This window comes from Mesorhizobium sp. (assembly GCF_041661565.1).
GTDB lineage: Bacteria > Pseudomonadota > Alphaproteobacteria > Rhizobiales > Rhizobiaceae > Mesorhizobium.
The window spans coordinates 42818-58623 of the sequence record NZ_JBAZUD010000010.1 but is presented as its reverse complement, the minus strand read 5'-3'; the positions used below and the strand labels follow the sequence as shown (position 1 = coordinate 58623).

At 65.0% G+C, this 15806-nt stretch carries 13 protein-coding genes and 1 pseudogene; 7 read left to right on the top strand and 7 right to left on the bottom strand.

The window, feature by feature from the left end; all coding sequences use genetic code 11:
• Positions 1-581, top strand: a 581-nt coding sequence (locus WC739_RS03600) for an AMP-binding protein (RefSeq protein ID WP_372951646.1), incomplete at its 5' end; no start/stop codon positions are given.
• Between the two features lie 36 nt (positions 582-617).
• Here the strand turns inward: WC739_RS03600 and WC739_RS03595 are convergent.
• The 5 genes from WC739_RS03595 to WC739_RS03575 form a co-directional block, all read right to left on the bottom strand.
• A complete protein-coding gene (locus WC739_RS03595) occupies positions 618-2690 on the bottom strand; it encodes an ABC transporter ATP-binding protein/permease (protein ID WP_372951645.1) in 2073 nt (690 codons plus the stop codon).
• 90 nt (positions 2691-2780) lie between these two features.
• The gene (gene nagA / locus WC739_RS03590) at positions 2781-3962 is read right to left on the bottom strand and encodes an N-acetylglucosamine-6-phosphate deacetylase (RefSeq protein WP_372951644.1); all 1182 of its coding nucleotides are present in this window, start codon (positions 3960-3962) and stop codon (positions 2781-2783) included.
• Complete coding sequence (locus WC739_RS03585) at positions 3959-5002, bottom strand: SIS domain-containing protein (protein ID WP_372951643.1); 1044 nt, start codon at positions 5000-5002, stop codon at positions 3959-3961. The genes nagA and WC739_RS03585 overlap by 4 nt, the downstream gene beginning before the upstream one ends.
• Positions 4999-5781: a GntR family transcriptional regulator gene (locus tag WC739_RS03580; protein ID WP_372951642.1), complete on the bottom strand. Its 783-nt coding sequence runs from the start codon at positions 5779-5781 to the stop codon at positions 4999-5001. The genes WC739_RS03585 and WC739_RS03580 overlap by 4 nt, the downstream gene beginning before the upstream one ends.
• A complete protein-coding gene (locus tag WC739_RS03575) occupies positions 5778-6659 on the bottom strand; it encodes a BadF/BadG/BcrA/BcrD ATPase family protein (protein ID WP_372951641.1) in 882 nt (293 codons plus the stop codon). The genes WC739_RS03580 and WC739_RS03575 overlap by 4 nt, the downstream gene beginning before the upstream one ends.
• A gap of 198 nt (positions 6660-6857) precedes the next feature.
• Between WC739_RS03575 and WC739_RS03570 the strand changes: the two are divergent.
• The 6 genes and pseudogenes from WC739_RS03570 to WC739_RS03545 all read left to right on the top strand — a co-directional run bounded on the left by WC739_RS03570 (position 6858) and on the right by WC739_RS03545 (position 13721).
• Positions 6858-7807: pseudogene (locus WC739_RS03570) on the top strand (N-acetylmuramic acid 6-phosphate etherase).
• A gap of 118 nt (positions 7808-7925) precedes the next feature.
• On the top strand, positions 7926-9200 hold the full coding sequence (locus WC739_RS03565; protein WP_372951640.1) for an ABC transporter substrate-binding protein: 1275 nt from the start codon (positions 7926-7928) through the stop codon (positions 9198-9200).
• Positions 9201-9448: 248 nt separating this feature from the next.
• Entirely contained in the window at positions 9449-10378 is a 930-nt protein-coding gene (locus WC739_RS03560) for a carbohydrate ABC transporter permease (RefSeq protein WP_372951639.1), read from the top strand.
• 223 nt (positions 10379-10601) lie between these two features.
• Positions 10602-11441, top strand: coding sequence for a carbohydrate ABC transporter permease (locus WC739_RS03555; RefSeq protein ID WP_372951638.1), 840 nt, complete (start codon positions 10602-10604; stop codon positions 11439-11441).
• Positions 11438-12499, top strand: a complete 1062-nt coding sequence (locus WC739_RS03550; RefSeq protein WP_372951637.1) for a Gfo/Idh/MocA family protein — start codon at positions 11438-11440, stop codon at positions 12497-12499. The genes WC739_RS03555 and WC739_RS03550 overlap by 4 nt, the downstream gene beginning before the upstream one ends.
• A gap of 223 nt (positions 12500-12722) precedes the next feature.
• Positions 12723-13721, top strand: coding sequence for an ABC transporter ATP-binding protein (locus WC739_RS03545; protein ID WP_372951636.1), 999 nt, complete (start codon positions 12723-12725; stop codon positions 13719-13721).
• Positions 13722-13987: 266 nt separating this feature from the next.
• Here WC739_RS03545 and WC739_RS03540 read toward each other — a convergent pair whose 3' ends face one another.
• Together WC739_RS03540 and WC739_RS03535 are read right to left on the bottom strand one after the other, a co-directional pair.
• Positions 13988-14833: a fumarylacetoacetate hydrolase family protein gene (locus WC739_RS03540; protein ID WP_372951635.1), complete on the bottom strand. Its 846-nt coding sequence runs from the start codon at positions 14831-14833 to the stop codon at positions 13988-13990.
• Between the two features lie 239 nt (positions 14834-15072).
• Positions 15073-15804 (bottom strand): SDR family oxidoreductase, encoded by a 732-nt coding sequence (locus tag WC739_RS03535; RefSeq protein ID WP_372951634.1) that lies wholly within the window; start codon positions 15802-15804, stop codon positions 15073-15075.
• Between the last annotated feature and the right edge of the window lie 2 nt (positions 15805-15806).

Genomic DNA, 15806 nt, shown 5'->3' with positions numbered 1-15806 from the left:
CCTATGAGGGGGAAAGGCGGGCCGGGACGGTCGGCTTCCCCTTGCCGGGGGTCGCGCTGCGCATCGCGGATCCCGATAGTGGCCGGCCACTGGCCCAGGGCGAGATCGGCATGATCGAGGTCAAGGGACCCAACGTCTTCGGCGGCTACTGGCGCATGCCGGAAAAGACCAAGGCGGAATTCCGCGCCGACGGCTTCTTCATCACAGGCGATCTCGGTCTCGTCGACGCGGACGGCTATGTCCACATCGTCGGGCGCGGCAAGGACCTGATCATATCGGGCGGCTACAACATCTATCCCAAGGAGCTTGAAAGCGAGATCGACGCGCTCGACGGGGTCATGGAGAGCGCCATCATCGGCGTCGCCCATCCGGATTTCGGCGAGGGCGTCACCGCAATCGTCGTGCGGACGCCGGCCTCGACCATCACCGCCGCCGAAATCCTCGACGCCATCGCCGAACGCGTGGCCAGGTACAAGCATCCGAAGCGGGTGATCTTTGTCGACGAACTGCCGCGCAACACCATGGGCAAGGTGCAGAAGAATCTCTTGCGAGAAACCTACAAGGATCTCTACGCTTCCTGAGAGCGCACCGGAGCACGATCCCGGGAAAGCGTTGCTTCACTTCAGCTTACGCGGGTTTTCAGCCCGCGTGCCCGATCCCCACAAGGCGCGCTGCAGCAGGTTGCGCTTGCGCGGCACGAGGTCGATGTCGCTGACCAGTTTCGCGCCGCCCTTGCGTCGCTCGAGCGTGATCTTGCGCGTGTGAAAGGCCTCCAGCTCGGCGCGGTGTGCCACACTGACGATGGTGACTTCGGGCAATTCGCGGATCACCGTTTGCATCATCTGGTCCTGGCTCTTTTCGTCGAGTGCCGACGTCGCCTCGTCCAGCACGACGATGTCCGGGCAGTGCAGCAGCAGGCGTGCAAAGGCCACTCGCTGCTTCTCGCCACCCGACAATGTCTGGTCCCACGGCGCGTCTTTCTCGATCTGTCCGGCGAGATGGCGCAGACCGACCTTGTCGAGAGCGGCCTTGATCTGCTCGATGGTCCAGTTATCCGCCGCCGCAGGATAGGCGACGACGCGGCGTAGCGTGCCCGAAGGGATATACGGCCGCTGCGGCAGCATGAACAACCGCCTGTCGGGATGGAAATCGACGCTGCCGCTTCCCCATGGCCACAGGCCGGCGATCGCCCGCACCAGCGTCGACTTGCCCGACCCGGATTCGCCCGAAACCAGCACCCGCTCGCCCGGCTCGACCACCACTTCGGTTTCCTTGACCACCGAAGTGCCGTCGTCGAGCGTCACGGACAGATCATCGAGGGAAAGCATCGCATCGCCCTTGGTCTCGCCATGTCTGATACGCCCCAGATCATTGCTCTGTTCGGCGCGCTCCAGCCCGTCGAGCGACATCATCAGCGAGGCGATGCGCCGGGCCGAGGCGTTCCAGTCTGCCAGGCGCGGGTAGTTGTCGACCAGCCAGCCGAAGGCGCCCTGCACGATGGCGAAGGCGGAAGCCGCCTGCATGACCTGGCCAAGCGACATCGAGCCATCGAGGAACTTCGGTGCGCACAACAGAACCGGCACGACCGGCGCAAACAGGCTCGAACCTTGCGAGACCACCGCCGTGCGCATGTGCTGGCCGGTCAGCCGCGCCCATTGCCGGAGCACGCCGCCAAAGGTCTTGTCGATGCCGCTCCTTTCTTCCTCCTCGCCGCCCAGGAGCGCGATGCTCTCGCCGTTCTCCCGCACCCGTGTCAGCACGTAGCGGAATTCGGCTTCCGCCTGGTTCTTCTTTTCGGAGAGCGCGACAAAATCGCGGCCGATGAGGAACATCGAGGTCGAGGTGATCGCGGCATAGATGACGGCGGTGATGACGAGGAAGCCGGGCACGGTGAAGGTCGAGCCCGCCAAGGTGAAGCTCAACGCACCGCCGATGGTCCACAGCACGACGATGAAGGTCGAGGCCGAGAGAAAAGCGTTGATGACCCCGGCGACGAAATCGACGGGGGATTCGGTGGCGACCCGAAGGTCTTCCGAGAGCCGGGCCTCGGGATTCTGGTGGTCGCCCTTGACGAGATTGAGCTGGTAGTAGCGGCCGTTGGCGAGCCAGCGCGCGATGACCGACGTGGTCAGCCAGGACCGCCAGCGGCGCTGCATCGTCATGCGCAGATAGACCTGCGCGACGACAAGGCTCATGCTGCCGAGCACGAGCGGCACGAACACGGCGCTCAGGAAATAGACCGTGTTGGCGTCGCGCTTTTCGATGGCATCGAAGATGTTGCGGTTCCAGACATTGATCCCGTACTGGAAGCCGACATTGACGCAAATCAGGACCAGCAGACCGATCGTCAGCGGCCAGGACAGCTTGTCGCCATGCCGGCTCCAATAGCCGCGCCCGCTGATCCAGAACCGCCGCAGCAGGTATTTCTTGCGCGCCTGTTCGGCCTGCTCGGGCGTCAATTGCGATTCGGGCTCGACGACATCCGGGGGCGGTGCCGCCTCGCCGATGACCTCGGCCGCCGCGGCTTCGACGGCCGCAGCCTTCTTGTCGCGTGGAGTCTTTTCCGGCGGGACCGCGTCGCGCGGCCTCTCGTCAACCGGCGTTCGACGCGACTTTTTCTGGCGCGGCTTGCCAGCGCCGCGCCGCTTGATGGCGGCGGCCGGTTTCGACCTGGGCTTCGCGTCGGACATGCGTCCCGACAACGGCCTCGAAAACAAAAGGTTTCATGACGTTCGCTTGAGACGGACGCCGCCAGCCCGCTCATTTGCGGTCCAGCGTCTTTACAGTCCCTGGCTTGAAGCGTCGGCCCCGAACACCTTGTCGCCGCCGATCCAGACGCCCCTGATGTCGAGACTATCCGACAGCTCGACAATATCCGCCGCGGTGCCGTTGGCGAAGCGCCCCAGCCTGTGCGACTGGCCGATCGCTTGCGCGGGATAGAGCGAGGCCATGCGCAAAACTTCCGACAGGTCCAGGCCGATAATTCGATGGACATATCGAACGGCTGAGATCATGTCGAGGTCGGCGCCCGCCAGCGTGCCGTCGGCAAGCCTGAGGCTCCCGTCCCGGCGGTAGACGGTGCGGCCGTTGAGCGTGAACGACGTCATGTCGGTGCCGATCGTCGCCATGGCGTCGGTGACCAGCACGATCTTGCCCGGTCCCTGTTTGGCGCGCAGGGCGATCCTGATGGTGGCGGGATCGACATGGATGCCGTCGGCGATCAGCCCGGCGGAGAACGCGCCGATGTCGATGGCCGCTCCGGCGAGGCCCGGCTCCCGGTTGCCGATCTGGCTCATCGCATTGAACAGATGGGTGACCACGCTGGCGCCGGCCGCGGCAAAAGTGCTTGCGACGGCGTAGCCGGTGTCTGAATGGCCGAGGCTGACGATGACGCCGGCCTTGGCCAAGGCCGAAACGCGCGCCGGATCGACGGATTCCGGAGCGACGGTGGTGAGCAGCACCGGCAGCTTCTGCCGCGCCGCGATCAGCGCCGCCTGGTCGGGGTCGAGCATCGGCCGGATCAGCGCCGGATCATGCGCGCCCTTGCGGGCGATCGACAGATGCGGCCCTTCGAGATGAAGGCCGAGGAAACCCGGCACCCGCCTCGACATGGCGGCTTCGCCGGCGGCGACGGCAGCGGCGGTGATGGCGGGCGTGTCGGTGATCAGCGTCACCAGCAGCGCCGTCGTGCCGAAAGACGCGTGCGCCTTGCAGATGGTTTCGATCGAGGCGACATCGGGATGATCGTTGAGCATCACCCCGCCGCCGCCATTGACCTGGATGTCGACGAACCCCGGCGCCAGCATGCCGCCGCCGGTGTCGACGAGGCGAATGTCGGAGGGGATGGCGCCCGTGGGCAGGATGGCCTCGACGAGGCCGTCGCGCACCACAAGCGCGTGGCCTTCGTGCCAGTCGTCGCCGTCGAATATCCTGGCGCCGGTCAGGGCAAAGCGATCGCTCATACCGTCTCCGTGACCTTGCGAAGATTGGGCGGGGTGTCGGGGTCGAGGCCGCGATGGCGGGCAAAGGCCTCGACGAACATGTAGAAGGAAACGATCAGCGCCAGCGGATCGGTCAGCGGGTGGCCGGTGGCGACGTGCGGCAACCGCACCGCGCGATCGGCGAGCGCCGAAGTGACGAACACCGGCGCGCCCTTGGCCGCCAGCCTGTCGGCGGCCTCGGCGACGGACGGTTCGGACGCATCGCGCGCGGCCAGCGCCAGCACCGGGAAATCGGGACCGATCAGCGCCAGCGGGCCGTGCATGACCTCGGCGGCGCTGTAGGCCTCGGCATGCATGCCGCAAGTCTCCTTGAATTTCAGCGCCGCCTCGTTGGCCATTGCCGCGGACGGGCCGCGGCCGAGGATGAACAGCGACTGCTGCTTCTCGATCGTCTCGGCCAGCACGCTCATCCAGTCGCAGGCGATGGCCTTGCCGAAATGTTCGGGCAATTGGGCAAGGGCCGCAAGCAACGCATCGTCGCCGGTGGAATGGGCCATGAGGGCGAGGCCGGCGACGGCGGAATTGATGAAGGTCTTGGTCGCCGCGACGCTGCGCTCGGGCCCGGCCAGGATGTCGATCGCATGATCGGAGGCACGCGCCAGCGGCGAATCGGCATTGTTGGTGATGGCGATGGTCAGCGCGCCGCCGGCACGTGCCGCTTGCGCCATGGCGACGATATCGGGGCTTCTGCCCGATTGCGAGATCGCCAGGCACGCGGAGCCGCCGAGCCGGAGCTTCTTGCCATAGATGGATGCGATGGAGGGACCGACTGAGGCAACGGCCAGGCCGGCGGTCAGCTCGACGGCGTATTTCATGAACGTGGCGGCATGATCGGACGAGCCGCGCGCCACCGTGACGATAAAGTTCGGATCGCGTTGGCGGATGCCGCGCCCCGCCTCGGCCAGCACGGCGCCGGAACCGTCGAGCAGGCGGGCAACGGCTTGCGGGATCTCCTCGATCTCGCGCCGCATATGGGTGATTTCCGTCGTCGCTGCACTCATGCTCGGCCCTCGTCGCCTGGCCCCGTCAGCCGCAGTTCGGCGACGAAGTCGTAGGCATCGCCCCTGTAGATGGAGCGGGTGAACTCGATCACCTTGCCGCTCGCCAGATAAGAAATGCGCTCGATATGCAGCCCGGCGATGCCGGACGGCACCTCGAGGAGGCGCGCGTCGCTGTCGCCGAGATTGGCGGCGGAGATGCGCTGCACCGCCCGCACCGGCCTATTGCCGCTCAGTTGCAACGCCGCATAGAGCGAGGACCCGATGTCGGCCGGGTCGGGCAGCACGCTGGCCGACAGCGAGGCGCGTTCGATCGCCAGCGGCGTGTCGTTGGCGATGCGTAGGCGCGCCACGCGCGCCACCAGTTCGTTCGACGACAGGCCGAGCACCATCATCTCGTCGGGCGAGGGAGCGTAGAGGCCGCGGTCGAGCCAAGCCGATCGCACCGCCATCCCGCGCCTTGCCATGTCCTCGGTGAAGGAGGTCAGCCGCGACAGCGATTGCTCGACGCGCTCCATGCGCGGCGCCACGAAGGTGCCGGAGCCATGGCGCTGCACCAGTATGCCGCCCTTGACCAGGTCCTGCACCGCCTTGCGCACGGTGACTCGCGAAATATCGGCCTTGCTGGCGATGTCGCGCTCGGACGGCAACGCGTCGCCCGGGCCGATCAGGCCGCGATTGACGGCGTCCTCGATGCTCTTGCGAAGCTGCAGGTAGAGCGGCGCGCCGCTTTGCGAGGATTGTTTCAGCGTGGCGAAGATCTGCTCGGCGGCATCGCTCATCGAACCGCCTCCGCACCGTTGGCGAAAAACCGGACCGCCATCTGCACCGCGCCGCCCAGGGCGTCGTCGAGCGGCGGCTTGAGCAGCGCCCGATAGCGCGCCGACAGGCGCGGCGCGTAGAGCGGCGCCAGTCCGCCAAGCAGGCAGAGCGGGGCGTCATCGGCAAGGTCGAGCGCGCCGAGCGAGGCTTCGACATCGGCGACCACCCGGTCGACGATCCAGTTGGCGACGGCATCGCCCTTTTCGGCGTGCTCGAACACCTTGGGCGCGAAGCCGCCGAAATCGCCCGGCTTCGCATTGGTGGTGAATTCGACCACGTCCTCAGGATTGTTGCGGAAGGTGGCCATCATGGCGTCGGTCAATGGCGAGCCTTCGCGGACGCCATCATAGGCAAGCAATGTCTGTTCGAGCAGGTCGCGGCCGATGCGGGCGCCGCTGCCCTGGTCGCCGACCTGGAAGCCCCAGCCGCCGATGGCGCGCGATTTGCCGTTCTTGCGCGCCATGTAGGCGGTACCCGTGCCGAGGATCGCCATGGCGCCGTCACCGGATCCTACAGCCCCTTCGAGCGCGATTTCGGCGTCGGTCTCGACGCGGCTGGTGCTGAACGGCAGGATGGCTTCGAGCTGCTGCCGGTAGGTGCCGACATTGGCGCCGGCGAGGCCGAGAATGGCTGGCGTCTTCGCGATCTGCTCCGGATCCTGCCCGGCGGCGATGAACGCCTGGCGCGCGGCTTCGACGATGTTCGCCCGTGCGCCGGTGAGATCGGTGCGGATGTTGGCGGCGCCGCTTCTGGCGCGAGCCAAGACAGTGCCGTCCGCCGTTGCCAGCGCCGCCCTGCAGCTTGTGCCGCCGCCGTCGATACCGAGCACGAAAGTCACGGATTGTCTCCTCGGAGTGGATAATACCAATAAAATACCAATAGCCAAGGATTAATTTCCGTTTCAAAAAGATTAAGACGTATTTGATTGAAAAAACTGCGATTTTGGCGCGATCGCTGATCCCGCCAGCCGCGAGTCATTAATGCGTGTGGACAAGTGGTATTTTTTTGGTATTGTTTCTCGATCGGAGGAAAGCGGATGGCCGAAACGCGCACCGAGGCGCTTCACGGAATGCGACGGGGCTGGACATCCAGGCGCCCGACGCCATCCTTTCCCATCTCGCCGACGCGCAGGTCGAGGCCGCGAAGGTCGTCCGCAACGCCATTCCGTCGATCGTCATTGCCGCCGAAATCATCGCGGCCAGGCTGAGCAGCGGCGGCAAGCTCGCCTATGCGGCGGCCGGCAGCTCCGGCCTGATGGCGTTGGCCGATGCCCTGGAACTGCCCGGCACATTCGGCATCCGTCGCGATCGCATCGCCATCCTGATCGCCGGCGGCGACGAGGCTTTCAGGACCCTGGCCGGCGGACCCGAGGATGATGGCGAGGAGGCGGCAACAGCGGTCGCCAATGCCGGCATCGGCGAGGGCGATTGCCTGATTGCGATTTCCGCCAGCGGCACGACGCCCTACGCGGTCCGAGCCGTCGAGGAGGCCGCGCGCCGAGGGGCCGCCACCATCGGCATCGCCAACAACCGGGATTCGGCGCTGCTCCGCGAGGCCCAGACTGCCATCCTGCTCGAAACGCCGCCGGAGGTGATTGCCGGCTCGACGCGCATGGGCGCCGGCACCGCCCAGAAAATCGCGCTCAACATGCTGTCGACATTGACCGCCATCCATCTCGGCCATGTCCATGACGGCTACATGGTCAATCTCACGGCCGACAACATCAAGCTGCGCGATCGCGCGGCGCGGATCGTCGCCGCCATCACCGGGCGCGGCAAGGACGAGGCGGCCCGGCTGCTCGAGAGAAGCCGCGGCGCGGTCAAGACAGCCATTCTGCTCGCCGCCGGCGCCGACAGCGCCGATGCGGCCGAGAAGATACTGGAAGAGGCTGGCCACAAGCTGCGGCCGGCCCTTTCCGCGCTAGGGCATGATCCCGAAAAGTGGAAACCGCTCTTCGGAAAAGATCATGCCCGAACAAAGGAATAGAGCCCTGTTTCATCCCGGTTTCCATCGGGGTGAAACGGGCTTTCGAGGGGAGCAAGGGGCGCACTGCCCCCGATCTCATCAAAACCGAACCTGAAAAAGGTCAACAGGGAGACTGAGCATGACAACCAAACGATCGACTGGGAAACTACTCACGGCACTGCTTCTGGGCACCAGCATTCTCGGCTCCGCCGGGGTGGCTTATGCCGACGACGTAACGCTCAACATTGAAAGCTGGCGCGGCGACGACCTGGCCATCTGGAAGGACAAGCTGATCCCCGCCTTCGAAGCCAAGAACCCCGGCATCAAGGTGGTGTTCGCGCCATCGGCTCCAACCGAGTATGACGCAGCCCTCGGCGCCAAGCTCGCTGCCGGCTCGGCGGGCGACCTGATCACCTGCCGCCCGTTCGACAAGTCGCTCGAACTGTTCAAGAAGGGCAACCTCGCCGACCTCTCGGCGCTGCCCGGCATGGAAAACTTCTCGCCCGTCGCAAAGTCCGCCTGGCAGACCGACGACGGCAAGGCGAGCTTCTGCGTGCCGATGGCCTCCGTCATCCACGGCTTCATCTACAACAAGGATGCCTTCGACAAGCTCGGCATCAAGGTGCCGGAGACCCGCGACGAGTTCTTCGCCGCGCTGGACAAGATCAAGGCCGACGGCACCTATGTTCCGATGGCGATGGGCACCAAGGACCTCTGGGAAGCCGCGACCATGGGCTACCAGAACATCGGCCCCAATTACTGGAAGGGCGAAGATGGCCGCGCGGCGCTGATCAAGGGCGATCAGAAGCTGACCGACAAGGACTGGGTCGCGCCGTATGAGGAACTGGCCAAGTGGAAGCCTTACCTGGGCGACGGCTTCGAGGCCCAGACCTATCCGGACAGCCAGAACCTGTTCACGCTCGGCCGCGCCGCCATCTATCCGGCCGGCTCGTGGGAAATCGGCCTGTTCAACACCCAGGCCCAGTTCAAGATGGGCGCCTTCCCGCCCCCGGTCGAGAAGGCCGGCGACACCTGCTACATCTCGGACCATACCGACATCGGCATGGGCCTGAATGCAGCGTCGAAGAACGCCGATGCGGCCAAGACCTTCCTGTCCTGGGTAGCCTCGCCGGATTTCGCCACCATCTACGCCAACGCGCTGCCGGGCTTCTTCAGCCTGAATTCCTCGCCGGTGAAGATGGAAGACCCGCTGGCGCAGGAATTCGTCTCCTGGCGCGGCAAGTGCAAGTCGACGATCCGCTCGACCTACCAGATCCTGTCGCGCGGCACGCCGAACCTCGAGAACGAGACCTGGGTTGAATCGGCCAACGTCATCAACGGCACCGACACGCCGGAAGCCGCGGCCAAGAAGCTGCAGACGGGTCTCGACAGCTGGTACAAGCCGGCGAAGTAACAGCTAGGGCAATGGCGGGGCCGTCCCAAATCGGACGGCCCCGCGTTTTTCGATTGCATCGACCGCGAACGACAGCGCCGCCCCTCATCCGCCTGCCGGCACCTTCTCCCCGTAGAGTGACGGGGAGAAGGAAGCGCTGCAACGCCGACGACCCCCTCTCCCCGTTCCTCACGGGGAGAGGGTAAGGGTGAGGGGCAGCGCCGTCCTCGAAAGCAGTTGCCAAGACCTGACTAGCGGGAACCGAACCCATGGCCGCAGACATCAGACCGAAAAGACCGTTTCGCTGGCACATCGCCGTCTTCCTGGCGCCGGCGGTACTGGTCTACACGGCGATCATGATCCTGCCGCTGGCCGGCACGCTGCAGCTGTCGCTGTTCCGCAACATCGAGCAGCACCAGGTCTTCGCCGGGCTGGCCAATTTCCGCACGCTGTTCGGCGATCCCAACTGGTCGGTGGGCTTCTGGAACGCCCTCAGGAACAACACCTGGTTCTTCATCATCCACATGCTGGTGCAGAACCCGATCGGCGTCATGCTGGCGGCCCTGCTGTCCAGCCCGAGGCTGAGGTTCGCCGCCTTCTACCGCACGGCGATCTTCGTGCCGACCATCCTGTCCTTCGTCATCGTCGGCTTCGCCTGGAAGCTGATCCTGTCGCCGCTGTGGGGCGTGGCGCCGCATCTGATGGATCTGGTCGGGCTGAAAAGCCTGTTCACCCCGTGGCTGGGCAAGGAACAATACGCGCTGACCGCGCTCAGCCTCATCTCGGTCTGGCAATTCGTCGGCATCCCGATGATGCTGATCTACGCGGCGCTGCTGTCGATCCCCGAAGAGGTGATCGAGGCGGCCGAATGCGATGGGATCACCGGCCTGTCGCAGTTCTGGAAGATCAAGCTGCCGCTCATCCTGCCATCCATCGGCATCATCTCGATCCTCACCTTCGTCGGCAATTTCAACGCCTTCGACCTGATCTACACCGCGCAGGGCGCGCTCGCCGGGCCGAACTACTCGACCGACATCCTCGGCACCTTCCTCTACCGCGCCTTCTTCGGTTTCCAGCTGCAGACCGGCGACCCCAACATGGGCGCGGCCATCGCCACGATGATGTTCCTGATCATCCTCGGCGGCGTCTGCGTCTACCTCTTCCTCGTCCAGACGCGCCTGCGTCGCTACCAGTTCTGAGGGGCGATATGTCACGGCTGAACACCCCCCTTTGGCCTGCCGGCCATCTCCCCCTCAAGGGGGGAGATCGGATGGCACGATCGCCTGCGCCAATCCTCGGCGTCCAAGAAAAGGCGTCGAGCCTCAAGCTGCCAATCTCCCCCCTTGAGGGGGAGATGTCCGGCAGGACAGAGGGGGGTGCCTGGACGCCATTCTTGGGAAGCATGCGTCAGGAGTCCTTCCCATGAGCACCGCCACCCGATCGCTCCCCCGCACCATCGGCGCCCACGCGATCCTGCTGACCTACACGGCGATCGCGCTTGCCCCAGTGATCCTGGTGATCATGAACTCGTTCAAGTCCCGCGCCGGCATCTTCGGCGCGCCGCTGACGCCACCGACGTCCAAGACCTTCGACCTGATCGGCTACACCACCGTGATCGGCCAGGGCGACTTCATCCATTATTTCCAGAACAGCCTCGTCGTCACCGTCGCCTCGCTGTTCTTCGTGCTGCTGTTCGGCGCCATGGCCGCCTTCGCCCTGTCGGAATACCGGTTTCGCGGCAACACGATGATGGGGCTCTATCTGGCGCTGGGCATCATGATCCCGATCCGGCTCGGCACTGTCGCCATCCTGCAATTGATGGTGGCGAGCGGGCTGGTCAACACGCTGACCTCGCTGATCCTGGTCTATACCGCGCAAGGCCTGCCGCTCGCCGTCTTCATCCTGTCGGAATTCATGAAGCAGGTCTCCGACGATTTGAAGAATGCCGGCCGCATCGACGGCCTGTCGGAATACACCATCTTCTTCCGACTCGTGCTGCCGCTGGTGCGGCCTTCAATGGCCACGGTCGCGGTCTTCACCATGATCCCGATCTGGAACGATCTGTGGTTCCCGCTGATCCTGGCACCCTCGGAAGAGACCAAGACGGTAACGCTCGGCGCGCAGCTCTTCCTCGGCCAGTTCGTCACCAACTGGAACGCCATCCTGGCGGCACTGTCGCTGGCGATCATGCCGGTGCTGATCCTCTACGTCATCTTCTCGCGGCAGCTGATCCGCGGCATCACCTCCGGAGCCGTCAAGTGAGTTCATCAAAACCCCTTCGCGTTGTCGTTGCCGGGCTCGGCAATATGGGCCGCAGCCATGCGCTGGCCTATCATACCAATCCGGGCTTCGAGATCGCCGGCCTGATCAACCGTTCCGATGTGCCGATGCCTGACGGGCTTTCCGGCTACGGCATCAGGCGCTCCTTCGACGAGGCGCTGCGCGACGAAAAGCCTGATGTCGCCTGCATTGCCACCTATTCCGACAGCCATGCCGACTATGCTGTGAAGGCGTTCGAGGCCGGCTGCCATGTCTTCGTCGAGAAGCCGCTGGCAACGACGGTCGCGGATGCGGAACGCGTCGTGGCGGCGGCCAAGGCCAATGGCAGGAAACTGGTGATCGGCTACATCCTGCGCCATCATCCGTCCTGGATCAGGCTGATCGCCGAGGCGCGCAAGCTCGGCGGCCCTTACGTCTTCCGCATGAACCTCAACCAGCAATCCTCGGGCCACACCTGGGAGACGCACAAGCAGTTGATGCAGACGACCTCGCCGATCGTCGACTGCGGCGTCCACTATCTCGATGTCATGCTGCAGATCACCGACGCCAGGCCGGTCGAGGTGCGCGGCATGGGCGTGCGGCTGACCGAGGAGGTGGCGCCGTCCATGTACAATTACGGCCACCTGCAGGTGCTGTTCGATGACGGATCGGTAGGCTGGTACGAAGCCGGCTGGGGGCCGATGATTTCCGAAACCGCCTTCTTCGTGAAGGATGTCATCTCGCCCAAGGGCTGCGTGTCCATCGTCATGAAGGAAGGCGTAAAGTCCGACGACATCGACACCCACACCAAGACCTCGACCATCCGCCTGCACAGCGCGCAGACCGGCCCGGACGGCAAATTCGCCAAGCCGGACGAGATGCTGTCGATGGAAGGCGAACCCGGACATCAGGACCTCTGCGACCTCGAACAGGCCTTCCTGCTGAAGGCGATCCGCGAGGATCTGGATCTGACCAAACACATGGACGACGCGGTGAAGTCGCTTGCCGTCTGCCTCGCCGCCGACGAGAGCGTGCGCAGCGGAAAGGCGGTGCGGCTGTGACCAGAAAATCGGACAGGGCCGGACTCTACGATGCCCCCCTCTGGCCTGCCGGCCATCTCCCCCTCAAGGAGGGAGATCACATAGCGGCACGGCTTTCGCCAACTATCATCGCCGGAGAAGAGCGCCAGAGTTCGAAGCTGCCATCTCCCCCCCTTGAGGGGGAGATGGCTGGCAGGCCAGAGGGGGGTGCTTTCGTGCTTCCCTATGAATTTGGAGGACTGCCGTGGGTTCGCTGAACATCGAGAATGTGAGAAAGGCTTTCGGGCCCGTCGAGGTGCTGAAGGGCATCGACCTCGAGGTCAAGGACGGCGAGTTCGTCGTCTTCGTCGGGCCTTCCGGCTGCGGCAAGTCGACCTTGCTCAGGGTCATCGCCGGGCTGGAGGATTCGACCTCGGGCCGCGTGGTCATCGATGGCCAGGACGTCTCCGCCACGCCGCCGGCCAAGCGCGGCATCGCCATGGTGTTCCAGACCTACGCGCTCTATCCGCATCTGTCGGTCAGGAACAATATGGGCCTCGGCCTCAAGCAGGCGGGCACGCCCGCGGCCGAGATCGAGCGGCGCATCGGCATCGCATCGTCGATGCTGTCGCTGGAACCCTATCTCGAGCGGCGCCCGGCCGAACTCTCCGGCGGCCAGCGCCAGCGCGTCGCCATCGGCCGCGCCGTGGTGCGCGAACCGAAGCTGTTCCTGTTCGACGAGCCGCTGTCGAACCTCGACGCGGCGCTGCGCGTCAACACGCGGCTGGAGATCGCGCAACTGCACCGACGGCTGAAGGCGACGATGATCTACGTCACCCACGACCAGGTCGAGGCGATGACGCTGGCCGACAAGATCGTCGTGCTCAACGCCGGCCGGATCGAACAGATCGGCGGGCCTATGGAGCTCTATAATTCGCCGGCAAACGAATTCGTCGCCGGCTTCATCGGCTCGCCGAAGATGAATTTCGTCGACGGTGCCCGCCTCGGCGAGACGGCCAAGACCATCGGCGTGCGGCCGGAACACCTGACAGTCGATCCCAAGTCAGGCAGTTGGAAGGGGACAGTGGTCCATGCCGAGCATCTCGGCGCCGACACCAACCTCTATCTCGATTGCGAAAAGGCCGGGCTGATCACGGTGCGGATTTTCGGTGTCTACGACGCCCAGCCCGGCGCGACGCTCTATGCGACGCCGGATCCGGCGAAGACCTATCGGTTCGGAGCCGATGGGAAGGTGTTGAAGTAGCATCGCCGGCGCTCCTTCTTTCCTCTCCCTCCGGAGGGGGAGAGGTGGCGCCGCGAAGCGGCGACGGAGTGGGGGAAGCCGCCTCCTGCAAGCGGAAACATTGAAAGGCAGGCATAACCCAGCGAGTATCTTGTCCATCGCCGAGCAGTCGACCCCCACTCCGTCGAGCTGCGCTCGACACCTCTCCCCCGATCGACGGGGGAGAGGAAAGGCGCGAACCTTCTCCTCCTTCCGGACACCGCAAGGGGAGAAGGTAGAAGCTACGCCTACGCGTCCGCCTTGAACGTCTGCTTCTGCTGGCCCAGGCCCTCGATGCCGAGTTCCACCACATCGCCGGCCTTCAGGAACACCGGCGGCTTCATGCCGAGCCCAACGCCGGGCGGCGTGCCGGTGGAGATGATGTCGCCGGGATGGAGCGACATGAACTGGCTGAGGTAGGACACCAGATGGGCGACGCCATAGACCATGGTCCTGGTCGAGCCATCCTGCATCGTCTTGCCGTTGACGGTCAGCCACATCTTGACATTCTGCGGATCCGGCACCTCGTCCTTGGTCACCAGCCACGGGCCGATGGGTCCGAAAGTGTCGCAGCTCTTGCCCTTGGTCCACTGGCCCTGCCGCTCGGCCTGGAAGGCGCGCTCGGAAACGTCGTGCGAAACGCAATAGCCGGCGACATAGTCCAGCGCATCGGCCTCGCTGACATATTTGGCGGTCTTGCCGATGACCACGCCGAGCTCGACCTCCCAGTCGGTCTTGACCGAGCCGCGCGGGATCAGCACGTCGTCATCCGGCCCGACGATGGCCGAACTCGCCTTCATGAAAATGATCGGCTCAGGCGGCACGGTGGCGCCGGTTTCGGCGGCATGGTCGGAATAGTTGAGGCCGATGCAGATGAACTTGCCGGTCCCGGCGACGCAGGCGCCGATGCGCGGCCCGCCGGAAACCGCCGGCAGCGATTTCGGATCGAGCTTCGCCAGCATCTCGAGCGAGGCCGGATGCAGCGTGGTGCCGGCGATGTCGCTGACGTGAGCGGAGAGATCGCGGATGGTTCCGTCCTCGTCGAGCAGACCGGGGCGCTCGCTTCCCACCTCGCCATAGCGCAGCAGTTTCATGCATATCCTCCTGATTGCGGCCGAAAGCCGTTACAAATTCGCGTCGCCGTTGCAGCGGGGAACCTAGCCAGTGGCGCGCGGCCCGGCAAGCCGATGCCGCGTCGTCTGTCGGGCGAGCCGAGATTTTCAGACCCCTGGAACAGGTCCACTCCAGACCGGCCTGCTTGAGATGTCCTGGTCTTCAAAGCGATTTTGTCCGAGCCGGCACCCTGATCCGCCGCCGCGATCCAGGCTTGCGCCTAGATCGACCAGCCACCGTCGATGTTGTAGGCCTGCCCGGACGTGTAGGTGGCGCCGGCCAGATAGACGGCGAGGTCGGCGATTTCCTCCGGGGTGCCCAGCCGGCCCATCGGCTGGCGGGCGATGAAGGCGGCGCGGGCTGCTTCGTAGTCGCCCTGCGCATGCATGCGGTCCTGCAGCGATGGGCTCTCGACCGTGCCGGGGCAGATGGCATTGCAGCGTACGCCCTTGCCGACATAATCGGCGGCGACCGCCTTGGTCAGCCCGATCACGGCGGCCTTGGTCAGGCCGTAGACGAAGCGGTTCGGCACGCCCTTGGTCGAGCTTGCCAGCGAAGCCATGTTGATGATCGATCCATCGCCACGCTCCAGCATGCCGGGCAGCACGGCGCGAATGGTGCGGACCATGGCGCGGACATTGAGGTTCAGCGCGAAATCGAGATCGCCGTCCTTCATTTCGAGGATCGAGCCGGCATGGACGAAGCCGGCGCAGTTGAACAGCACGTCGACGGTGCCGATCGCAGCGAACGCCGCGTTGACCTCCTCGTCGTTGAGCACATCCAGCTTGCGGGTCTTTATCCCGGGCGTTCCGGCGAGTTGGGAAAGCAGCGTCTCGTTGATGTCGGTGGCGTGGACTGTGGCCCCGGCCTTGGCGAAGGCCAGCGCGCTTGCCTTGCCGATGCCTTGCGCCGCCGCCGTGACGACGACGACCTTGCCTGCCAGATGCGCCATGC

Coding starts and splice junctions, on each gene's coding strand:
- WC739_RS03595 (WP_372951645.1), bottom strand. CDS start 2,690: ATGTCCGACGCGAAGCCCAGGTCGAAACCGGCCGCCGCCATCAAGCGG.
- nagA (WP_372951644.1), bottom strand. CDS start 3,962: ATGAGCGATCGCTTTGCCCTGACCGGCGCCAGGATATTCGACGGCGAC.
- WC739_RS03585 (WP_372951643.1), bottom strand. CDS start 5,002: ATGAGTGCAGCGACGACGGAAATCACCCATATGCGGCGCGAGATCGAG.
- WC739_RS03580 (WP_372951642.1), bottom strand. CDS start 5,781: ATGAGCGATGCCGCCGAGCAGATCTTCGCCACGCTGAAACAATCCTCG.
- WC739_RS03565 (WP_372951640.1), top strand. CDS start 7,926: ATGACAACCAAACGATCGACTGGGAAACTACTCACGGCACTGCTTCTG.
- WC739_RS03560 (WP_372951639.1), top strand. CDS start 9,449: ATGGCCGCAGACATCAGACCGAAAAGACCGTTTCGCTGGCACATCGCC.
- WC739_RS03555 (WP_372951638.1), top strand. CDS start 10,602: ATGAGCACCGCCACCCGATCGCTCCCCCGCACCATCGGCGCCCACGCG.
- WC739_RS03540 (WP_372951635.1), bottom strand. CDS start 14,833: ATGAAACTGCTGCGCTATGGCGAGGTGGGAAGCGAGCGCCCCGGTCTG.
- WC739_RS03535 (WP_372951634.1), bottom strand. CDS start 15,804: ATGGCGCATCTGGCAGGCAAGGTCGTCGTCGTCACGGCGGCGGCGCAA.